The sequence below is a fragment of the Hymenobacter psychrotolerans DSM 18569 genome, assembly GCF_900142395.1.
Lineage (GTDB): Bacteria > Bacteroidota > Bacteroidia > Cytophagales > Hymenobacteraceae > Hymenobacter > Hymenobacter psychrotolerans.
Map to the genome: position 1 here is coordinate 78,122 of NZ_FRAS01000002.1, position 17,108 is coordinate 95,229.

Consider the following 17,108-nt stretch of genomic DNA (forward strand, 5'->3'; position numbering starts at 1 on the left):
TTTTCTGTACTTCGTTGCCACGATACTACACTGGCACTGCCACGCCCAGCTTGGCGCGCACAGCCGGAGCAACTACCTGCCCAAATAGCTCGGTGGAGCGGAGCACTGCTTCGTGCGGCATACCCTCCAGCATCAGCTGGCCAATAAAGCGGGTGTTCTGGAAAAGCCCATGCAGGTACACCAGCTTATCAGTGATTTCCTGCGGGGTTCCAACAAACAGCGGCCCTTGTGGTCCGCGCAGGTAGTCGAACTGCTGCCGTGTCATCGGGGACCAGCCTCGTTCACGGCCAATCCGGTTCATGACCGAAGAGTACGCCGGAAAAAATTCGTCGGCGGCCTGCTGGGAGTTTTCAGCAATATGGAAATGACAATTCAGGCTTAGCGGCAAAGCGGCGGTGTGGCCCGCCTGCTGCGCGGCCCGGCGGTGCAGATCAGCAAACGACACATACTGCGCGGGTGCTCCGCCCAGAATAGCAATGGTCAGCCCCAGCCCCAAAGAGCCGGCCCGCGCCGCCGAAGCGGGCGTGCCGCCTACGCCAATCCAGATGGGCAGCTTGGGCTGCAGAGGGCGCGGATAGACGCCTCGGCCCACAATGCTGGGCCGGAGCTTGCCCTGCCAGGTAACTACTTCCTGCTCGTTGAGCTGCAGCAACAAGCCCAGCTTCTCCGTGAACAACGCATCATAGTCGCTCAAATCCTGCCCAAACAGCGGAAACGACTCAATGAAGGAGCCACGGCCCGCAATAATTTCGGCCCGCCCATTGGAGAGCAAATCCAGCGTGGCGAAGTTCTGGAAGGTGCGCACGGGGTCCGTGGAGCTGAGCACCGTAACGGCGCTGCTAAGCCGTACGCGGCTGGTTACGGCTGCTATAGCGGCCAGCACCATCTCCGGCGACGACACTACATAATCGGCCCGGTGATGCTCGCCGATGGCTACTATATCCAACCCGGCCTCGTCGGCGCGGCGGCCCAGCGCCACCAGTTCCTGCGTGCGTTGAGCTGCCGCTGTATCGCCGCCCGCTACGTGAGCGGGAGCTACTTCACCAAATGAGCTGATGCCAAGTTCCATGAAAAGTCAATTGAGGTAGGTACATGAATTGCTTCGATAACGCCGCGGCCCGGCAAATAGTTTGAGCACCACTGAAGATGAGCCTTATTGAAGAAGCCTATTCTACTTGTCTACTGCTTGGCCCGTTAGCGTTCTGCTACATAGGCAGGGGTGCGCGCTGAGTGAGTAACTGCGGGCTCGTTGGTTGCTGTTTGATCCCGCAAAAATCCAGTGGCTGGCCAGCATTGGTTTCCGAGTATTCGGTGGCATGCGGTAAGTATACACATTGCCAGCATACGAACCCCTGAAGCTGCTATGTAGCGGAGGTTATCTAAATATTAGTGCCAGTAGATGTTTGGAGAGGCTTGCTTCGCCGCCAAAATCCAGATATTTGCCCTACCTATGCCCGTCGTTCCCTTATCCGTCGTCGTCATCACCTTCAACGAAGAAGCCAATATTGCCCGCTGCCTGGAGGCCGTGCGCGGTGTGGCCGATGACGTGGTGGTGGTGGATTCATTCTCCACTGACCGGACGGTGGAAATCTGTGAGGAAATGGGTGCCCGGGTAATCCAACACGCTTTTGAGGGCTACGTGCAGCAGAAGAACTTTGCCACCACGCAGGCCCACTACGACCATGTGCTGCAGCTCGACGCCGACGAAGTGCTGACGCCGGAGCTGCGCCAGAGCATTCTGGCCGCAAAGCACAACTGGCAGGGTGGGGGCTATACGCTGGCCCGCCTCACCAACTACTGCGGCTCCTGGGTGCGCCACGGCGGCTGGTACCCCGACCGAAAACTGCGCCTCTACGACCGGCGTCTTGGGCAGTGGGAAGGATTATTGCTGCACGAGCGGTATGAAATGCAACCCGGGCAGGCCGTTGGGGCTCTTCAGGGCGACGCCCTGCACTATTCCTACCACTCCATAGCCCAGCACGTCAGTCAGCTCAACCGTTTCACCAGTATTGCGGCCGACGAGCTGTGGCTGCGCGGCAAGCGGCGCGTTACGCTGTTTCATCTGCTGCTCAAGCCTTTCTGGAAATTCGTACATGGCTACTTTCTGCGGCTGGGGTTTCTGGATGGTTTCGCCGGCCTGAGCATTGCGTTGATTTCGGCTGTGGGAGTATTTCTGAAATTTGCCAAGCTCAAAACCCGTTCTGCTACTGTTGAGTATTAACAACCGGCGTCGACAACCAACCGGCTTACTCTGGGCTGAGGCCACACAGTAGGTTGAGCGCGGCATACTGCATGAAGACATTTTTGATAAGCCGTACCGATGCTATTGGCGACGTAGTGCTGACACTTCCGGTAGCGGGCCTGCTCAAGCGCCACTTTCCCGGCTGCCGGGTAGTGCTGCTGGGCCGCACGTATACGCAGCCCATTGCCGATGCCTGCCCCTGGCTTGATGCTTTTCTGAACTACGACGACCTACTCAGGCTGCCTGCGGCCGGGCAAGTGGCAGCGCTGCGCGAGTTGCAGGCCGAGGCTATTGTGCACGTCTTCCCCAACAAAACCATTGCCCGGCTGGCCCAACAGGCTGGTATTCCTGTCCGTATTGGTACCCGTAACCGGTGGTTTCACTGGCTCACCTGCAACCGGCGGGTCGCCCTGAGCCGTCGCCATTCGCCCTTGCACGAGGCTCAGCTGAATCTGGCCTTGCTGCAGCCGTTGGTGCCGTCCGTTGAGCTGCCCTTGCCTGCGGTGGCAGAACTCGTGAAGCTGACGCCGGCCGAGCCGCTGGCGCCGGCATTACACCGGTTGCTGGCTGACCGGCAGCCGGGCCAGCTGAATGTGGTGTTGCACCCGCGTAGCCGCGGCAGTGCCCGCGAGTGGGGACTGCCGCATTTTGGCACGCTGGCCCGCCTGCTTCACAACGCCGGGCACCGGGTCTTCGTGACCGGAACGGAGGCAGAAGGGCAGGAGCTACAACCGTGGCTTGCTGAATATGCGCCGTACCTGACGGCTCAACTAACCGGACAGCTGACCCTGCCTCAGCTACTGGCCTTTATCGGTGCTGCCGATGGGCTGGTGGCCGGCAGTACCGGCCCGTTGCACCTGGCTGCTGCCCTCGGGCGCTACGCGCTGGGTTTGTATCCGCCTATCCGCCCTATGCACCCGGGCCGGTGGGCGCCCCTTGGTCCCCATGCCGACTATCTGGTGCTGGACAAGCCTGCATGTGAGGACTGCCGTCAGCAGCCGGCTACCTGCTCCTGCATCAAAGCGCTGGTTCCGGTACAGGCTTTGCAACGGATACTTGCCTGGAATCCGGCTAACTTGACCAGCTGAGCCAGTATCCCTTTCCCGATTTATGACTCAATTCGTTGCCTTTTCTCTTTCTCTGCGCCAACTCTACCATACCGGCCGCCTCTCGCAGTACCTGTTGCTGCTGGCATGCGTAGCGGCTGTAGTAGGGCTGTTTGCGTCGCGGGCATTGGTGGCCCTGAGCCCTATTGTGGGGTTTCTGGCTGCCGCTGCCCAACCCGAGCTGGCCAGCCGGCTGCGCGGCTGCGCGCGGCTGCGTACGGTGCTGATTATGGGCCTGCTCTATCTGTTCTGGCTTCTGAGCCTGGTATATACCTCCGAACTGGCTATCTGGCGCCACGAAGTATACCGCAAGCTGCCGTTGCTGGCGGTGCCGCTGGCTTTTGCGGTGGCCGTTCCGTTGTCAGCAAGGCAGCGCTACGGTGTGGGGCTGCTGTATGTGGGGCTGGCTACTGCGCTGGCCCTGGGCACGTTGGGACGCTACCTGCTCAATCCGGCCGAAGCCAACTATGAGATAAGCATTGGCCATAATGTGCCGGCAATTACCGGCATCTTTCACATCCATTTCAGCATCATGCTGGCCCTGGCTTTTTTCTTCGCGCTGCTGATGCGGCGCAGCCCGCTGGCAACAGCTGCTATCCGCTGGGGGTTGCTGGCCTGTGCAGTGGCGCTGTGCCTGATCATGCACGTGCTGGCCTACCGCACCGGCTTGCTGGTGCTCTACGGCATGCTGCTGATTGATGCTGTTTTGCTTATTCTGCTGCAACGGCGCTTCGTCCTGGGCTCCATTCTGCTGGTGGTTCTCACGGTGCTGCCCCCGGTGGCCTACTTCACGCTCGCGCCGATTCAGCACCGCGTCAGTGTTTCCCTCGACGACCTGAATCAGTACAAGTCCGGGCGCGACATCAACGATTACTCCATGGCCAAGCGTTTTGCTGCCTGGGAAACGGCCATCATTATTGCCCGCGAGCATCCACTGCTGGGAGTAGGCCCCGCCGACGTAGATGCTGCTATGATAAACCAGTATGAGTACCAGGATTTTGGCCTGCAGCCCCGCAACTGGGTGATGACCCACAATCAATACCTGGAAGCTCTGGTTGGAGGCGGAATTGTAGGGCTCACACTTTGGCTTTTGGTGTTGTTTGGGCCATTAGTGCAACCTGCCCTGCGGCAAAATCCGTACGTGGTACATTTCCTGCTCATGATGGCCATCGCCAATTTGGTCGATTCGCTGTTGCAAATGCAGATTGGCTTCAACATGTTCGTGTTTCTGTACGGCTTCCTGGTCGTCGCTGCCGAACGGCAGGCCCGCCTGTCGGCTAGCCTGCCACCTCGCTTGAGGCCGATAGGATAATCAGTACATTTGTTTACACAGCCTTTTTTTCACCCCGCTGTCCTTTTGCTGCGCCCCCTATGAGCGACTCTCCCGAACGGGTTCCGAAGCTTAGTAAAGAAGAAAAAGACCGCCGGTTTCAGGCCGAATTAATGCCTGTAATCGACTCTCTGTACAATTTCGCTTTCCGTCTCACTCTCGATGAGGATGACGCGAATGACCTTGTGCAGGAGACTTATTTGAAGGCCTACCGCTTCTTCGAGTACTTCGAGCAGGGAACCAACGCCAAAGCATGGCTGTTTCGCATCCTGAAAAACTCGTTCATCAACGACTTCCGGAAAAAGAGCAAGCAACCCGCCAAGGTCGACTACAGCGAAATTGAGGGGTACTACAATTCGGAGGACGTCGAGTCCGACAGCGACGCGGGTGGAACCTCGTCTGATATGCGGCAGCAAGCCGTGCGTGACCTCATCGGCGACGAAGTGGCCAGCGCACTCAACTCGCTGCCCGTGGATTTCCGCACCGTCATTATCCTCTGCGACCTGGAAGGGTTCACGTACGAGGAAATGGCCAAAGTGCTGGACATTCCTATCGGTACCGTCCGCTCTCGTTTGCACCGGGCCCGCAATTTTTTGAAAGAAAAACTAGAAAAATACGCCCAGTCGATGGGCTACGGATCAGAAGCCGGTGCCGCAGGTGCCGAGCTGGAAGAAGACGAAAACGACTAAACAGCCACGCGTTTCACTACATCATGGAAAAGACCTCTACCACCCAGATTCCATCTCCCACGCAGCAGGCCTCGCCGCCTGCCGCCGACTGTGAACGCGTGAATACAATACTCGACCAGCTTGTAGTGGGGCAGCAACCCACCGTGGAAGACGAAGAATATATCGTCGGCCATGCAGATGACTGCTCTCCGTGCTTCGATAATATCGACAAGCAGCGGGCTTTCATCGGTTTCCTGATGACCCATGTGGGCCGGAAAGGTGCCCCCAATTCTCTTCCCCAAACTATTTTGTCGCGGTTGCAAACGGAAATGGCCTAATTTTGCCTGATGCAGGGTAAAATTATAGCATTTTCGGCCCCTTCCGGTGCCGGCAAAACCACCATCGTCCACCGCCTGATGGCGGCCATCCCGGACCTGAGCTTTTCCATCTCGGCCTGTACCCGCGACAGGCGCGGCCGCACCGAAACCAACGGAAAAGACTATCACTTCATTTCCGTTCAGGAGTTTCAGGAGAAAATCCGCCACGACGAGTTCGTGGAATGGGAGGAAGTGTACGAGGGTGCCTTCTATGGTACGCTTAAGTCTGAAATTGAGCGCATCTGGGAAAGCGGCAAGCATGCCGTACTGGATGTGGACGTGAAAGGTGGCCTGAGCATCAAGGAGTTCTATAAGGACCGGGCGCTGGCTATCTTCGTGAAGCCTCCCTCCCTGGAGGTGCTGGAAAGCCGCCTGCGCAACCGCGCTACGGATTCGGCTTCCAGTATCTCGGCCCGCCTCTACAAAGCCAATTTCGAGCTCACCTTCGAGGATCGGTTCGATGTGACCGTCATCAACGACGACCTGGACGAAGCCACTGCCGAAGCCGAGAAGCTGGTGCGTGACTTTATCACGGCGGAGCCCGCTATTCTGTGAGTACGCCGGAAGCTGCTGGCCGGGTAGGGCTGCTGTTTGGCTCCTTCAATCCGATTCATATCGGCCACCTCATTCTGGCTGAGCACATGGCCACGCACACCGACCTGACAGAAGTCTGGTTTGTAGTGTCGCCGCAAAGCCCGTATAAAGTGGGGCAGGAGCTGCTGCCCGAGCCGGACCGACTGGCCTTGGTGCAGGCTGCCATTGCCGGCAACCACCGGTTGCAGGTTTCGGATGTAGAGTTTCATCTGCCCCGGCCCAGCTATACGGTGGCTACGCTGGATAAACTCCGCCAGCAGCACCCCGCTACAGACTTCGTGCTGCTCATGGGCAGCGACAATCTGGAAGGCCTTGACGGGTGGAAAGAAGCTGACCGTATCCGGCAGGAGTTTGACCTGTATGTGTACCCGCGGCCGGGCCACCCGGTGGTGCAGGCCCCCGGTACAAGGGTGCGCGTCGTGGAGGCGCCGCTGCTTGATATTTCCGCCACCTTCATCCGGCATACTATCCGCACGGGCAAGTCCATCCGGTATCTGGTACCCGCCGAAGTAGAGCAGCAGATTATTGCCAAGCAGTATTGGCGCTGAATAACAGCAAAGAAAAAGCCCTGCCGGATTCGTCCGGCAGGGCTTTTTCTTTGCTGTTAGCTGAAATCAGATGGTCATGATTTCAGATTCTTTCTTGCTCATCAGGCCATCAATCTGGGTGATGTAGCTGTCGGTAGCTTTCTGCACTTTGGCTTCGGCGTCTTTGATGGCGTCTTCCGAGGCGCCGTCTTTCAGCAGCTTGCGCAACGAGTCGTTGACGTCTTTGCGGATGCTGCGGATGCGTACTTTGCCGGCTTCCGACTCATTTTTTACCTGCTTCACCAGCTCGCGGCGGCGCTCCTCAGTCATGGGCGGGATGTTCAGGCGCACACCTTCGGCATCTGACTGCGGGTTCAGGCCCAGGTCACTGTTCTTGATGGCTTTTACCACCTCTGCAATGATGTTCTTTTCCCAGGGCTTGATAAACAGCGTGCGGGCATCGGGCGTGGAAACGTTGGCTACCTGCGAAATAGGCGTGGGGGTGCCGTAGTAGTCAACCCGTAGCGAGTCGAGCATGGCCGGTGTAGCCTTGCCGGCCCGGATGCGGCTCAACTCCAGACCCGTGTGCTGCAGCGACTTGCCCATCGATTCTTCGGCCTCGCTCAGGTAAAACTGAATTTCTTCGTCCATGTGTGTGAGTGAATTATAAATATTGAAAGTCAGAACGCGGGACTGTTTGCCTGGCCGCCTATAAAATGGCGGGCTTCCGGACAACCCCGGGTGGTAGGGGGGGGGGCGGTGAGGTGCTTCGGGCTCTACGACTGTTCGCCGCTCATGGTAACGAGGGTGCCCACCGTTTCGCCTTCGATAAGGCGTTGCAGGTTGCCTTCCTTGTTCATGTCAAAAACGATGATGGGCAGGTTGTTTTCCTTGCACAGCGTGAAGGCCGTCATGTCCATTACGTTCAGGTTCTTTTCCATCACCTCATCAAACGTGATGCTGGGGTAGCGCACCGCCGTGGGGTCTTTCTCCGGGTCGGAGGTATAGATGCCGTCGACGCGGGTGCCTTTCAGCACCACATCAGCCTCAATTTCGATGGCACGGAGTGAAGCGGCCGAATCGGTAGTGAAGTAGGGCGAGCCGATACCGGCCCCGAAGATAACCACCCGGCCTTTTTCGAGGTGGCGAAGGGCACGGCGCCGGATATAAGGCTCGCATACCTGCTGAATAGCCACGCCCGACAGCAGCCGGGTGTTCACCTCCAGCTTCTCCAGGGCGCTTTGCAGAGCCATTGAGTTGATGACGGTGGCGAGCATACCCATGTAGTCGCCTTGCACCCGGTCGAGGCCGAATGCTTCGGCCTGCACACCCCGGAAAATATTTCCTCCTCCTATCACCACGGCCACTTGGGTGCCCGTAGCGGCTACTTTCTTGATTTCCTCGGCATACTGCATCAGCCGGATGGCATCAATGCCGTATTGCTGCTGGCCCATCAGAGCCTCGCCACTGAGTTTGAGCAGGATTCGTTTGTACTTCAAAATCGGAGGAATTAGGTGAGAATATCAGGAAGGCGCTAACGGGCGCAATGCTGGGCTGTACGTGAAACCGGGTAGGACCGATGGGCACGGCCTGCGGCATAAAAATGGCCTCCCAGACTAATGGCAGGCCATTGCGGCAACGGCTACGTGAACTGAATCAGGACCTGGCCTTTGGTTACATTGTCGCGGAGCCCGATTTTGATGCTGCCAATGGTGGCGTCGCCGGGCGATTTGAGGATGTTTTCCATCTTCATGGCTTCCAGTACCAGCAGCGGGTCGCCCTTCTGAACGGTCTGGCCGGGCTCTACCCGAATATCCACGATCAGGCCCGGCATAGGCGCTTTCAGCTCGTTTACTTTGGCTGCCGCGGCATTGCTCATGCCCAGCTTATCCAGCAGCAAATCGAACCGGTCCTTGGCCTGCAGGTCCAGCAGTTGGCCGTTGAGCTTAATCTGGAAGGTTTTGGCCACAAAGTCGGTGGCTACTACCTCGGCGGCAAACGAGCGGCCTTCGTGCAAAATGTGAAACCGCCCGGGCCCCACTACCATCAAATCCCACGCAAACGGCTGGTCATTGACAGAAATGGCGCCGTCGGCACGATAGTCTACTTGCCAGATTTGAGTGGGGCTGGTGCTAACCTGTAGCATATGGAGAGGGGAGGAGTGAGCGGAAATGGGCTTAAAGATAGGCCAATTCTCAAATAATTTCGGAACTTGAGGACTCGTATCCCTCTAGTAATTGTGCATGAAATACCCGATTTTCGGTATTCTGGCCCTTGTTCTTACCTGCCAGTTCGAAGCACCAGCTCAGGCGGTTAAGTCGGGCAAACCCACGGGCAACAAAGCCGCCACGCACCGCAAAACCGAGCCGCCGGCGGCCCCTGCGCCGGCACCGGCTACTGTAGTAGTTCCCTCCTGGCTGCCGCCCACCAGCCCGGTACAACCGGCTGCTACCATTCTCCACGACTTGCTGGATACCAAGCTCGATGTGCGCTTCGACTGGAACAAGCAGTGGGTGCTGGGGACAGCTGTGCTTACCGTCCGCCCGCATTTCTATCCGCAAAATCAGCTGGTGCTCGATGCCAAAGGCTTTGAGGTGAAGAGTGTGAAGCTGCTCAGCGGCAGCAAGGAAAAGAACCTCAGCTACACCTACGACAAAAAGAAGCTCACTATCAGTCTGGACCGGGCCTACACGCGCACCGAGCCCTGTCAGGTGCGCATTCAGTACGTAGCCAAGCCCAACGAGCTGGAAGCGGGTGGCAGTGCGGCCATCACCCAGGACAAGGGCCTGTACTTCGTGAATCCGCTGGGAACCGATAAAACCAAACCGCGCCAGATCTGGACACAGGGCGAAACGGAGGGCAGCTCCTGCTGGTTTCCGACCATCGACCGGCCCAACCAGCGCATGACGCAGGAAATCAGCCTGACGGTAGAAGCAAGCCTCAAAACGCTGTCAAATGGCCTGCTGACGGCCTCCCGCAAAAACAACGACGGTACCCGCACCGATACGTGGAAGCAAACTCTGCCCCATGCCCCGTACCTGACCATGCTGGCTGTCGGCAACTTCGCGGTGGTGAGCGACACGTGGCGCGGCAAAGCGGTAGACTACTACGTCGATCCACAGTACAGCGCTACCGCAAAGGCCGTTTTCGGGAATACGCCGGAAATGCTCGACTTCTTCTCGCAGAAACTAGGAGTCGAGTTTCCGTGGGAGAAATACTCACAGATTGCCGTGCACGATTTTGTGTCCGGCGCTATGGAAAACACCACAGCCGTCACCTTCGAGCAAAGCCTGGTGCAGTTCACGGCCCGGGAGCTGCCCGATATCGGGTACGATCCGGAAGCCACAGTTGCGCACGAGCTGTTCCACCACTGGTTCGGCGACTATGTGACGAGCGAATCGTGGGCCAACCTGCCCCTGAACGAGTCCTTTGCCGACTACTCGGAACTACTGTGGGCGGAGCACAAGTACGGTGCCGACGCTGCGGCGCTGGTGCAGCAGGAGAAGATGGGCCGCTACCTCGACGAAGCCCAGAGCAAGCGGGAGCCGCTGATCCGCTACCAGTATGCTCACCACGAGGATATGTTCGACCGGCACTCCTACGACAAGGGTGGCCGCGTGCTGCACATGCTGCGCAAGTACGTCGGCGACGACGCTTTCTTCACGTCCCTGAACCGCTACCTGACGCAGAACAAATTTTCGGCCTCTGAAATAGCCAAGCTGCGCATTGCCTTCGAGGAAACGACCGGCGAAGACCTGATGTGGTTCTTTGACCAGTGGTTTATGAAGCGTGGGCATCCCGAGCTGAAAGTCACCCATAGCTTTGTCAATGGGCAGGTAAGTCTGCGCGTGCAGCAGCTGCAGGATTCCACGTTCACGCCCATCTACCGGCTCCCGGTAGGCGTGACGGTGTGGGCCAACAACCAGCCCACCGAGCACCGCGTCCTCATTACCAAAGCCGACCAGACGTTCCGGCTGCCTTCTTCCCAGCGGCCGGCCCTCGTGAAGTTCGATAGTGAGTCGCAGCTGCTGGCCGAAATAGACGAGGAGAGAAGCCAGGAAGAGCTGTTGTATCAGTTCAGCCACGCCCGCAACTACCTGCAGAAGTACGAAGCCATCAGCCGCCTCCGCACGAAAAGCGCCGACCTAGCGGTAAGCGGAATGCTGCGCGCGGCCCTCAACGACAACTTCTGGGCGGTGCGCCAGGCCGCAGTAGAAGCCCTGCGGCGCTACAAAGGCCCCGAAGGCGAAGCAGTGCGCAAAGACCTGCAGCGAGTAGCCGCCTCCGACAAGAAGAGCCAGGTTCGGGCCACTGCGCTGGCAACTCTATCGGCTTTCAACAACGAAAACTACTCCGGCCTCTACCTCGCCGCCCTCAACGACAGTTCTTACAAAGTAGTCAGCGCCGCCATCCGGGCACTGGCCAAAACTCCCACCGCCGATTCTCAGGACCGGATTACGGCATTCCAGGAAACCAAAAACCAGGAGGTGCTGAGCGCCATTTCCACTTACTTCTCGCTGAATGGCAGCAGCACCGAACAGTATCAGTGGTTTCTGCGCCGCCTGCCCGAAGTGAGCGAAGCAGACCTTTACCGTACCTATCTGCCGAACTTCGCTACGTTCATGCTGCGTATTCCTCCCATCGAGCGGGAAAAAGGCGTACAGAAGTTGGAGAGCCTAGCCCGTACCGCGCACAACAGCATCGTTCGGTTGGGCGCCTACCGTGGCTTGAGCATCTTGGCTACGGGTATGCCCACGCTCAAAACCGTTATGCAAGACATCCGCAGTAAGGAGAAGGATGAGCAGGTGAAGGCCTATTACGCGCTGATGCAGTAAAGGAGGGAGAAATTTTTAATAAATATCTGTTACGCTCGTTGCTTGCCCTTCTGCTAAACAGTCAGTGGGTTACCTCTGCTATAGGGGCAGGCAGCATGTTCTGCACCAAAAAATATTGAGCGTTTTTTCTTGCAGCGCTTGACTTGCATCAGAAAGCCCCTAATTTTGCAACTCAATTCGACACAGGGCTTGCTAAGCAGGCCGGTTTTGAAGAGAAAATTCTTTGCAGATGGCAGGGAAGTATAACTGGGGGCGTCGCATAGCGGCAATTGCGGGTGACTGTAACTCACCTCCTTCGGGTTCAAAGGTTCGAGTCCTTTCGCCCCCACACTACGAATACTGAAAGCAGCGAAATAGTCGTCGCCTTCCGTGTTCGCACACGCGGGAGTAGCTCAGTTGGTAGAGCGGCAGCCTTCCAAGCTGCAGGTCGCGGGTTCGAACCTCGTCTCCCGCTCAGTTCAGTGAAGACCGGATAATGAACTGTCCGCTATTCCTCGTAACTTTGCCAAACCAAATCAGCCGTTTTAGCTCAGTGGTAGAGCACTTCCTTGGTAAGGAAGAGGTCATGGGTTCAAATCCCATAAATGGCTCACATTATACCCGGCGGTGCAGCGCGGCTGCTCTGTTTGGAACAGTCTGAAAATAAAAGCGACGTGCAGTCCCCACTAAGCGGAGCTGCGTTTCGCTTTCTTTCAGTATAAGCACGTCGCGTTTTCCTCTTCACAACAAAGTTCCTTTAATCTCCTTTACAATGGCCAAAGAAAATTTTGATCGTTCCAAGCCGCACGTGAACATCGGTACGATCGGGCACGTCGACCACGGCAAAACCACCCTGACCGCTGCTATCACGATGGTACTGGCGAACAAAGGTTTGGCCGCCAAGCGTGACTTCTCGTCGATCGACAACGCTCCCGAAGAAAAAGAGCGTGGTATCACGATCAACACGTCGCACGTAGAGTACGCTACCGAAAACCGTCACTACGCTCACGTTGACTGCCCTGGTCACGCTGACTATGTGAAGAACATGGTAACGGGCGCTGCCCAGATGGACGGCGCTATCCTCGTAGTAGCTGCTACCGACGGCCCAATGCCCCAGACGCGTGAGCACATCCTGCTCGCTCGCCAGGTAGGTGTTCCTCAACTGGTAGTGTTCATGAACAAAGTGGACATGGTGGATGACCCCGAGCTGCTCGAGCTCGTGGAAATGGAAATCCGCGAACTACTGTCGTTCTACGACTTCGACGGCGACAACATTCCGGTTATTCAGGGCTCGGCTCTGGGCGGCCTGAACGGCGACGCTACTTGGGTTCCCAAGATCGAAGAGTTGATGGCTGCTGTTGACAGCTACATTCCAATCCCTGCTCGTCTGACCGACCTGCCCTTCCTGATGCCCGTAGAGGACGTATTCTCTATCACGGGTCGTGGTACGGTAGCTACCGGCCGTATCGAGCGTGGTATCATCAACTCGGGTGAGCCGGTTGAAATCCTCGGTATGGGTGCTGAAAACCTCAAGTCGACCGTAACGGGCGTTGAGATGTTCCGCAAAATCCTCGACCGTGGTGAAGCTGGTGACAACGTAGGTCTGCTGCTCCGTGGTATTGAAAAAGAAGCCATCCGTCGTGGTATGGTTATCTGCAAGCCCGGTTCGGTTAAGCCTCACCAGAAGTTCAAAGCTGAGGTGTACGTACTGTCAAAAGAGGAAGGTGGCCGCCACACTCCGTTCTTCAACAACTACCGCCCTCAGTTCTATTTCCGCACCACCGACGTAACCGGCATCATCTCGCTGGGCGAAGGCGTGGAAATGGTAATGCCCGGTGACAACGTAACCATCTCGGTTGAGCTGATCAACTCGGTAGCTATGGAGAAAGGTCTGCGCTTCGCTATCCGCGAAGGTGGCCGTACCGTAGGTGCAGGTCAGGTAACTGAAATCACCGAATAGTTTTCCTAGTTTCTAGGTAATCAATACAATCCGCCCTCGATTTTTTCGGGGGCGGATTTGTTTTGTAAATAGAGTTCCATACATTTGCAGTCCCAATACAGCACCTCGCTGGTTTGAAGCGCATACACGGGCGTAGTTCAAGGGTAGAATAGAGGTCTCCAAAACCTTTGATGGGAGTTCGAATCTCTCCGCCCGTGCAAAATGCAAGTTGCTGACCCCGCAGCTTGAATGAAATCAGAAGCCCCTTATCAGGCGACGACAATGGACAAGAAACCGAATTACTTCCGCGACACCGTCGAGGAGATGCGCTACAAAGTGACGTGGCCTTCTTTCGAGGAACTCCAGAAGAGCGCCGGCCTGGTGCTCATTGGCTCGCTGGTATTCGCTGCCGTTGTTGGCCTAATGGACGTTGTGTTTAAAACTGGTCTGGAGGCGTTCTACAACTCATTCCATTAATTCTAGCGAAGATGGGAGAGCTGAAGTGGTACGTGGTTCGCTCGGTGAGCGGGCAGGAGAAAAAAGCAAAGACTTATCTCGAAACTGAAATTGGCCGTCATGGCTTGTCGGACTTGGTTCCGCAGGTACTGATTCCGGCCGAGAAGGTGTACGAGATGCGCAACGGCAAGAAGCGCGTACGTGAGCGGAACTTGTATCCTGGTTACATCATCATTCACGCTGATCTGACCCACGGCGAAGTAGACCATATTATTACCAGCACGCCTGGGGTTCTTGGTTTCCTGAGCGACAAAGAAGGAAAAGCAGCCAACCAGAATACGAAACCCATTCCGTTGCGTCTGTCCGAGGTGAATAATATTCTCGGTATCGTTGACGAAGCAGAAGAGCAAACCGCTACGCTGGAAACCCCTTTCGTAGCTGGCGAGTTGGTGAAGATTGTAGACGGAGGTTTTGCCGGCATGCTGGGTACAGTTTCCGAAGTTTTCGAAGAGCGGAAGAAGCTCAACGTCATCGTCAAAATATTCGGCCGTAGCACTCCCATGGAGCTCAGCTACACGCAGGTTGAAAAAGAGTCATAAGCAGAATTGAACGGAGAGCTTGCGACTTGGGGTTGAATGACCTCTAAGTAGTAAGCTCTCATCTACAAACTGCGCAAGCAACGTCGCCGGTTATCGGCTCCGGACCGGCGGGGCTTCCACACGGAGCAATAAATTAAACTGAGGATGTTGCGGGTTACGTCGCACAATCCGAAGCCTTTTAAACCAAATGGCCAAAGAAATCAGAGGTTATCTGAAACTTCAGATAAAGGGAGGCGCCGCAAACCCTGCGCCGCCGGTTGGACCTGCACTTGGTAGCAAAGGCCTTAACATCATGGAGTTCTGCAAGCAGTTCAATGCGCGGACCCAGGATAAGGCCGGCCAAGTTTGTCCTGTACTCATCACCATGTACACCGATAAGTCGTTTGACTTTGTGGTGAAGACTCCTCCGGTTCCGGTTCTGCTCATGGATGCTGCCAAGCTCCAGAGCGGCTCGAAAGAGCCTAACCGTAACAAGGTAGGGTCGGTATCATGGGACCAAGTGCGCACCATCGCCGAGACGAAAATGCCCGACCTCAACGCCTTCAAGGTAGAGTCGGCTATGAAGCAGGTGGCTGGTACGGCTCGCAGCATGGGCATCACCATCTCGGGTCCTTCTCCCTTTGCTGAATAATTAACAACGGAGAAGACACATGGCAAAGATTAGCAAAAAGCGCAAGGAAGCCCTTGCCAAGCACGACCTGACCGAAGTTCGGAACTTGGTGGAAGCTGCCAAAGTGGTAAAGGACATCACCTATACCAAGTTTGACGCTTCCGTTGATATCGACGTTCGTCTGGGTGTTGACCCCCGCAAAGCTGACCAGATGGTACGTGGCGTAGCCACACTACCCCATGGTACTGGCAAAACCGTTCGCGTTCTGGCACTAGTTACCGCCGACAAAGAAGCCGAAGCTACTGCAGCTGGTGCTGACTATGTTGGTCTGGACGACTATATCGCCAAAATCGAGAAAGGCTGGACGGATATCGACGTTATCATCACGATGCCGTCGGTAATGGCTAAGGTTGGCCGTCTGGGTCGCGTACTGGGTCCTCGTGGCCTGATGCCGAACCCTAAGTCGGGCACCGTAACCACGGACGTAGCCAAGGCTGTACAGGAAGTGAAAGCTGGTAAAATCGACTTCAAGGTTGACAAAACCGGTATCATCCACTGCTCGGTTGGTAAAGTGTCGTTCGATGACCAGAAGCTGGCTGAAAACGCCATTGAGGTTATCCAGACCCTGATCCGTCTGAAGCCTTCGTCTGCTAAAGGCACCTACATCAAGAGCATCACGCTTTCGAGCACGATGTCTCCCGCCGTTCCGGTTGACACCACGGTAACTTCCGCCTAATTTTAATCAACACGACGATATGATCCGGGAAGACAAACAAGCCCTCGTCGACGAGTTGAGCGAGAAGTTTCAATCGCACAACGCGTTCTACATTGCCGACGCTTCGGGAATGTCGGTGGCGAAAATCAATGAGTTCCGTCGCCTGTGCTTCACGCGCGGCATGGAGTTCAAAGTATACAAGAACACGTTCATCCGCAAAGCTCTCGACACCCTCGGTGCTGACACGGCTGAGATGGACGCGGCGCTGAAAGGCCAATCGGGCATCCTGTTCTCGAAAGAGTCGGGCAACGCTCCTGCCAAACTGCTGCAAGACTTCTACAAGTCGCAGAACTATGGCAAGAACGTAGAGCCTAAGCCTGCCCTGAAAGGTGCTTACGTAGATGCTGGCATCTACATTGGCGCTAACCAGCTGGTTGGCCTGAGCACGCTGAAAGGCAAAAACGAGCTTATCGGTGAAGTTATCGGTCTGCTCCAGTCGCCTGCCAAGAATGTTATCTCTGCTCTGTCGAGCGGCGGCAGCAAGCTGGCTGGTATCCTCAAAACGCTTTCCGAAAAAGAAGAGGTTGCAGGCTAACCGCTGCTCATCTTTTTCAAATTCAATTTCCTTCAACAACCCCCTTTTTAACAATCTACAGAAATGGCAGATTTGAAAGCATTCGCCGAGCAGCTCGTTAGCCTGACGGTAAAAGAAGTAAACGAACTGGCTACCATCCTGAAGGACGAGTACGGCATCGAGCCCGCTGCTGCTGCTCCCGTAATGATGGCCGGTGGTGGCGCTGCCGCTGCTGAGGCTCCCGAGGAGAAGACTTCGTTCGACGTAATCCTGAAGTCGGCTGGTGCTGGCAAACTGGCTGTGGTGAAACTGGTGAAAGACCTGACTGGTCTGGGCCTGAAAGAAGCCAAAGAACTGGTTGACGGTGCTCCTAAAGCCCTGAAAGAAGGTGTTGCCAAAGACGAGGCTGAAGGCCTGAAGAAGCAACTGGAAGAAGCCGGCGCTGAAGTAGAAATCAAGTAGTTTCTGCTGCCTGCTCTTAAAACCAGCAAATATGGAGAGGCCTGGCAACTAAGCCAGGTCTTTTCCTGTTTGTAGGCAACAAACTAATCGGAAGT

General features: G+C 56.3%; 19 protein-coding genes and 4 tRNA genes. 19 read left to right on the forward strand and 4 right to left on the reverse strand.

Features of this window, described 5'->3' with window-relative positions; genetic code table 11:
• Positions 1-25: 25 nt before the first annotated feature.
• On the reverse strand, positions 26-1,069 hold the full coding sequence (locus BUE15_RS03135) for an LLM class flavin-dependent oxidoreductase (protein ID WP_073281256.1): 1,044 nt from the start codon (positions 1,067-1,069) through the stop codon (positions 26-28).
• A gap of 381 nt (positions 1,070-1,450) precedes the next feature.
• Between BUE15_RS03135 and BUE15_RS03140 the strand changes: the two genes are divergently transcribed.
• The 7 genes from BUE15_RS03140 to nadD all read left to right on the forward strand — a co-directional run bounded on the left by BUE15_RS03140 (position 1,451) and on the right by nadD (position 6,865).
• Complete coding sequence (locus BUE15_RS03140) at positions 1,451-2,221, forward strand: glycosyltransferase family 2 protein (RefSeq protein ID WP_073281257.1); 771 nt, start codon at positions 1,451-1,453, stop codon at positions 2,219-2,221.
• Positions 2,222-2,292: 71 nt separating this feature from the next.
• Positions 2,293-3,330, forward strand: a complete 1,038-nt coding sequence (locus BUE15_RS03145; protein WP_073281481.1) for a glycosyltransferase family 9 protein — start codon at positions 2,293-2,295, stop codon at positions 3,328-3,330.
• 22 nt (positions 3,331-3,352) lie between these two features.
• Positions 3,353-4,660 carry an O-antigen ligase family protein gene (locus BUE15_RS03150; protein WP_073281258.1) on the forward strand — a complete coding sequence of 436 codons (1,308 nt, stop codon included), beginning with the start codon at positions 3,353-3,355 and terminating at the stop codon, positions 4,658-4,660.
• A gap of 59 nt (positions 4,661-4,719) precedes the next feature.
• Positions 4,720-5,367 (forward strand): sigma-70 family RNA polymerase sigma factor, encoded by a 648-nt coding sequence (locus tag BUE15_RS03155; protein WP_073281259.1) that lies wholly within the window; start codon positions 4,720-4,722, stop codon positions 5,365-5,367.
• A 23-nt stretch (positions 5,368-5,390) separates the two neighbouring features.
• Complete coding sequence (locus BUE15_RS03160; RefSeq protein ID WP_073281260.1) at positions 5,391-5,684, forward strand: hypothetical protein; 294 nt, start codon at positions 5,391-5,393, stop codon at positions 5,682-5,684.
• Between the two features lie 9 nt (positions 5,685-5,693).
• Entirely contained in the window at positions 5,694-6,278 is a 585-nt protein-coding gene (gene gmk, locus BUE15_RS03165; protein WP_073281261.1) for a guanylate kinase, read from the forward strand.
• Positions 6,275-6,865 carry a nicotinate (nicotinamide) nucleotide adenylyltransferase gene (nadD, locus tag BUE15_RS03170; RefSeq protein WP_073281262.1) on the forward strand — a complete coding sequence of 197 codons (591 nt, stop codon included), beginning with the start codon at positions 6,275-6,277 and terminating at the stop codon, positions 6,863-6,865. The genes gmk and nadD overlap by 4 nt, the downstream gene beginning before the upstream one ends.
• A 66-nt stretch (positions 6,866-6,931) precedes the next feature.
• Here the strand turns inward: nadD and frr are convergent, their stop codons facing one another.
• The 3 genes from frr to BUE15_RS03185 form a co-directional block, all read right to left on the reverse strand.
• A complete protein-coding gene (gene frr / locus BUE15_RS03175) occupies positions 6,932-7,495 on the reverse strand; it encodes a ribosome recycling factor (RefSeq protein ID WP_073281263.1) in 564 nt (187 codons plus the stop codon).
• A 125-nt stretch (positions 7,496-7,620) separates the two neighbouring features.
• Entirely contained in the window at positions 7,621-8,343 is a 723-nt protein-coding gene (pyrH, locus tag BUE15_RS03180) for a UMP kinase (protein WP_073281264.1), read from the reverse strand.
• 143 nt (positions 8,344-8,486) lie between these two features.
• The gene (locus BUE15_RS03185) at positions 8,487-8,990 is read right to left on the reverse strand and encodes an acyl-CoA carboxylase biotin carboxyl carrier protein subunit (protein WP_073281265.1); all 504 of its coding nucleotides are present in this window, start codon (positions 8,988-8,990) and stop codon (positions 8,487-8,489) included.
• A gap of 97 nt (positions 8,991-9,087) precedes the next feature.
• Between BUE15_RS03185 and BUE15_RS03190 the strand changes: the two genes are divergently transcribed.
• The 12 genes from BUE15_RS03190 to rplL all read left to right on the forward strand — a co-directional run bounded on the left by BUE15_RS03190 (position 9,088) and on the right by rplL (position 17,013).
• Positions 9,088-11,679, forward strand: a complete 2,592-nt coding sequence (locus BUE15_RS03190; protein ID WP_073281266.1) for a M1 family metallopeptidase — start codon at positions 9,088-9,090, stop codon at positions 11,677-11,679.
• 248 nt (positions 11,680-11,927) lie between these two features.
• Positions 11,928-12,007 (forward strand) — tRNA-Tyr (locus tag BUE15_RS03195).
• Between the two features lie 53 nt (positions 12,008-12,060).
• Positions 12,061-12,133 (forward strand) — tRNA-Gly (locus BUE15_RS03200).
• Between the two features lie 64 nt (positions 12,134-12,197).
• A tRNA-Thr gene (locus BUE15_RS03205) sits at positions 12,198-12,269 on the forward strand.
• A gap of 161 nt (positions 12,270-12,430) precedes the next feature.
• Positions 12,431-13,618 (forward strand): elongation factor Tu, encoded by a 1,188-nt coding sequence (gene tuf, locus BUE15_RS03210; protein ID WP_073281267.1) that lies wholly within the window; start codon positions 12,431-12,433, stop codon positions 13,616-13,618.
• A 126-nt stretch (positions 13,619-13,744) separates the two neighbouring features.
• Positions 13,745-13,815, forward strand: a tRNA-Trp gene (locus BUE15_RS03215).
• A 31-nt stretch (positions 13,816-13,846) separates the two neighbouring features.
• A complete protein-coding gene (gene secE / locus BUE15_RS03220) occupies positions 13,847-14,074 on the forward strand; it encodes a preprotein translocase subunit SecE (protein ID WP_396276084.1) in 228 nt (75 codons plus the stop codon).
• 11 nt (positions 14,075-14,085) lie between these two features.
• A complete protein-coding gene (gene nusG / locus BUE15_RS03225) occupies positions 14,086-14,652 on the forward strand; it encodes a transcription termination/antitermination protein NusG (protein ID WP_073281268.1) in 567 nt (188 codons plus the stop codon).
• Between the two features lie 187 nt (positions 14,653-14,839).
• On the forward strand, positions 14,840-15,283 hold the full coding sequence (gene rplK / locus BUE15_RS03230; RefSeq protein WP_073281269.1) for a 50S ribosomal protein L11: 444 nt from the start codon (positions 14,840-14,842) through the stop codon (positions 15,281-15,283).
• 19 nt (positions 15,284-15,302) lie between these two features.
• Positions 15,303-15,998 (forward strand): 50S ribosomal protein L1, encoded by a 696-nt coding sequence (rplA, locus tag BUE15_RS03235; RefSeq protein ID WP_073281270.1) that lies wholly within the window; start codon positions 15,303-15,305, stop codon positions 15,996-15,998.
• Positions 15,999-16,017: 19 nt separating this feature from the next.
• The gene (rplJ, locus tag BUE15_RS03240) at positions 16,018-16,572 is read left to right on the forward strand and encodes a 50S ribosomal protein L10 (protein WP_073281271.1); all 555 of its coding nucleotides are present in this window, start codon (positions 16,018-16,020) and stop codon (positions 16,570-16,572) included.
• 63 nt (positions 16,573-16,635) lie between these two features.
• On the forward strand, positions 16,636-17,013 hold the full coding sequence (gene rplL, locus BUE15_RS03245) for a 50S ribosomal protein L7/L12 (protein ID WP_073281272.1): 378 nt from the start codon (positions 16,636-16,638) through the stop codon (positions 17,011-17,013).
• Positions 17,014-17,108 lie beyond the last annotated feature (95 nt).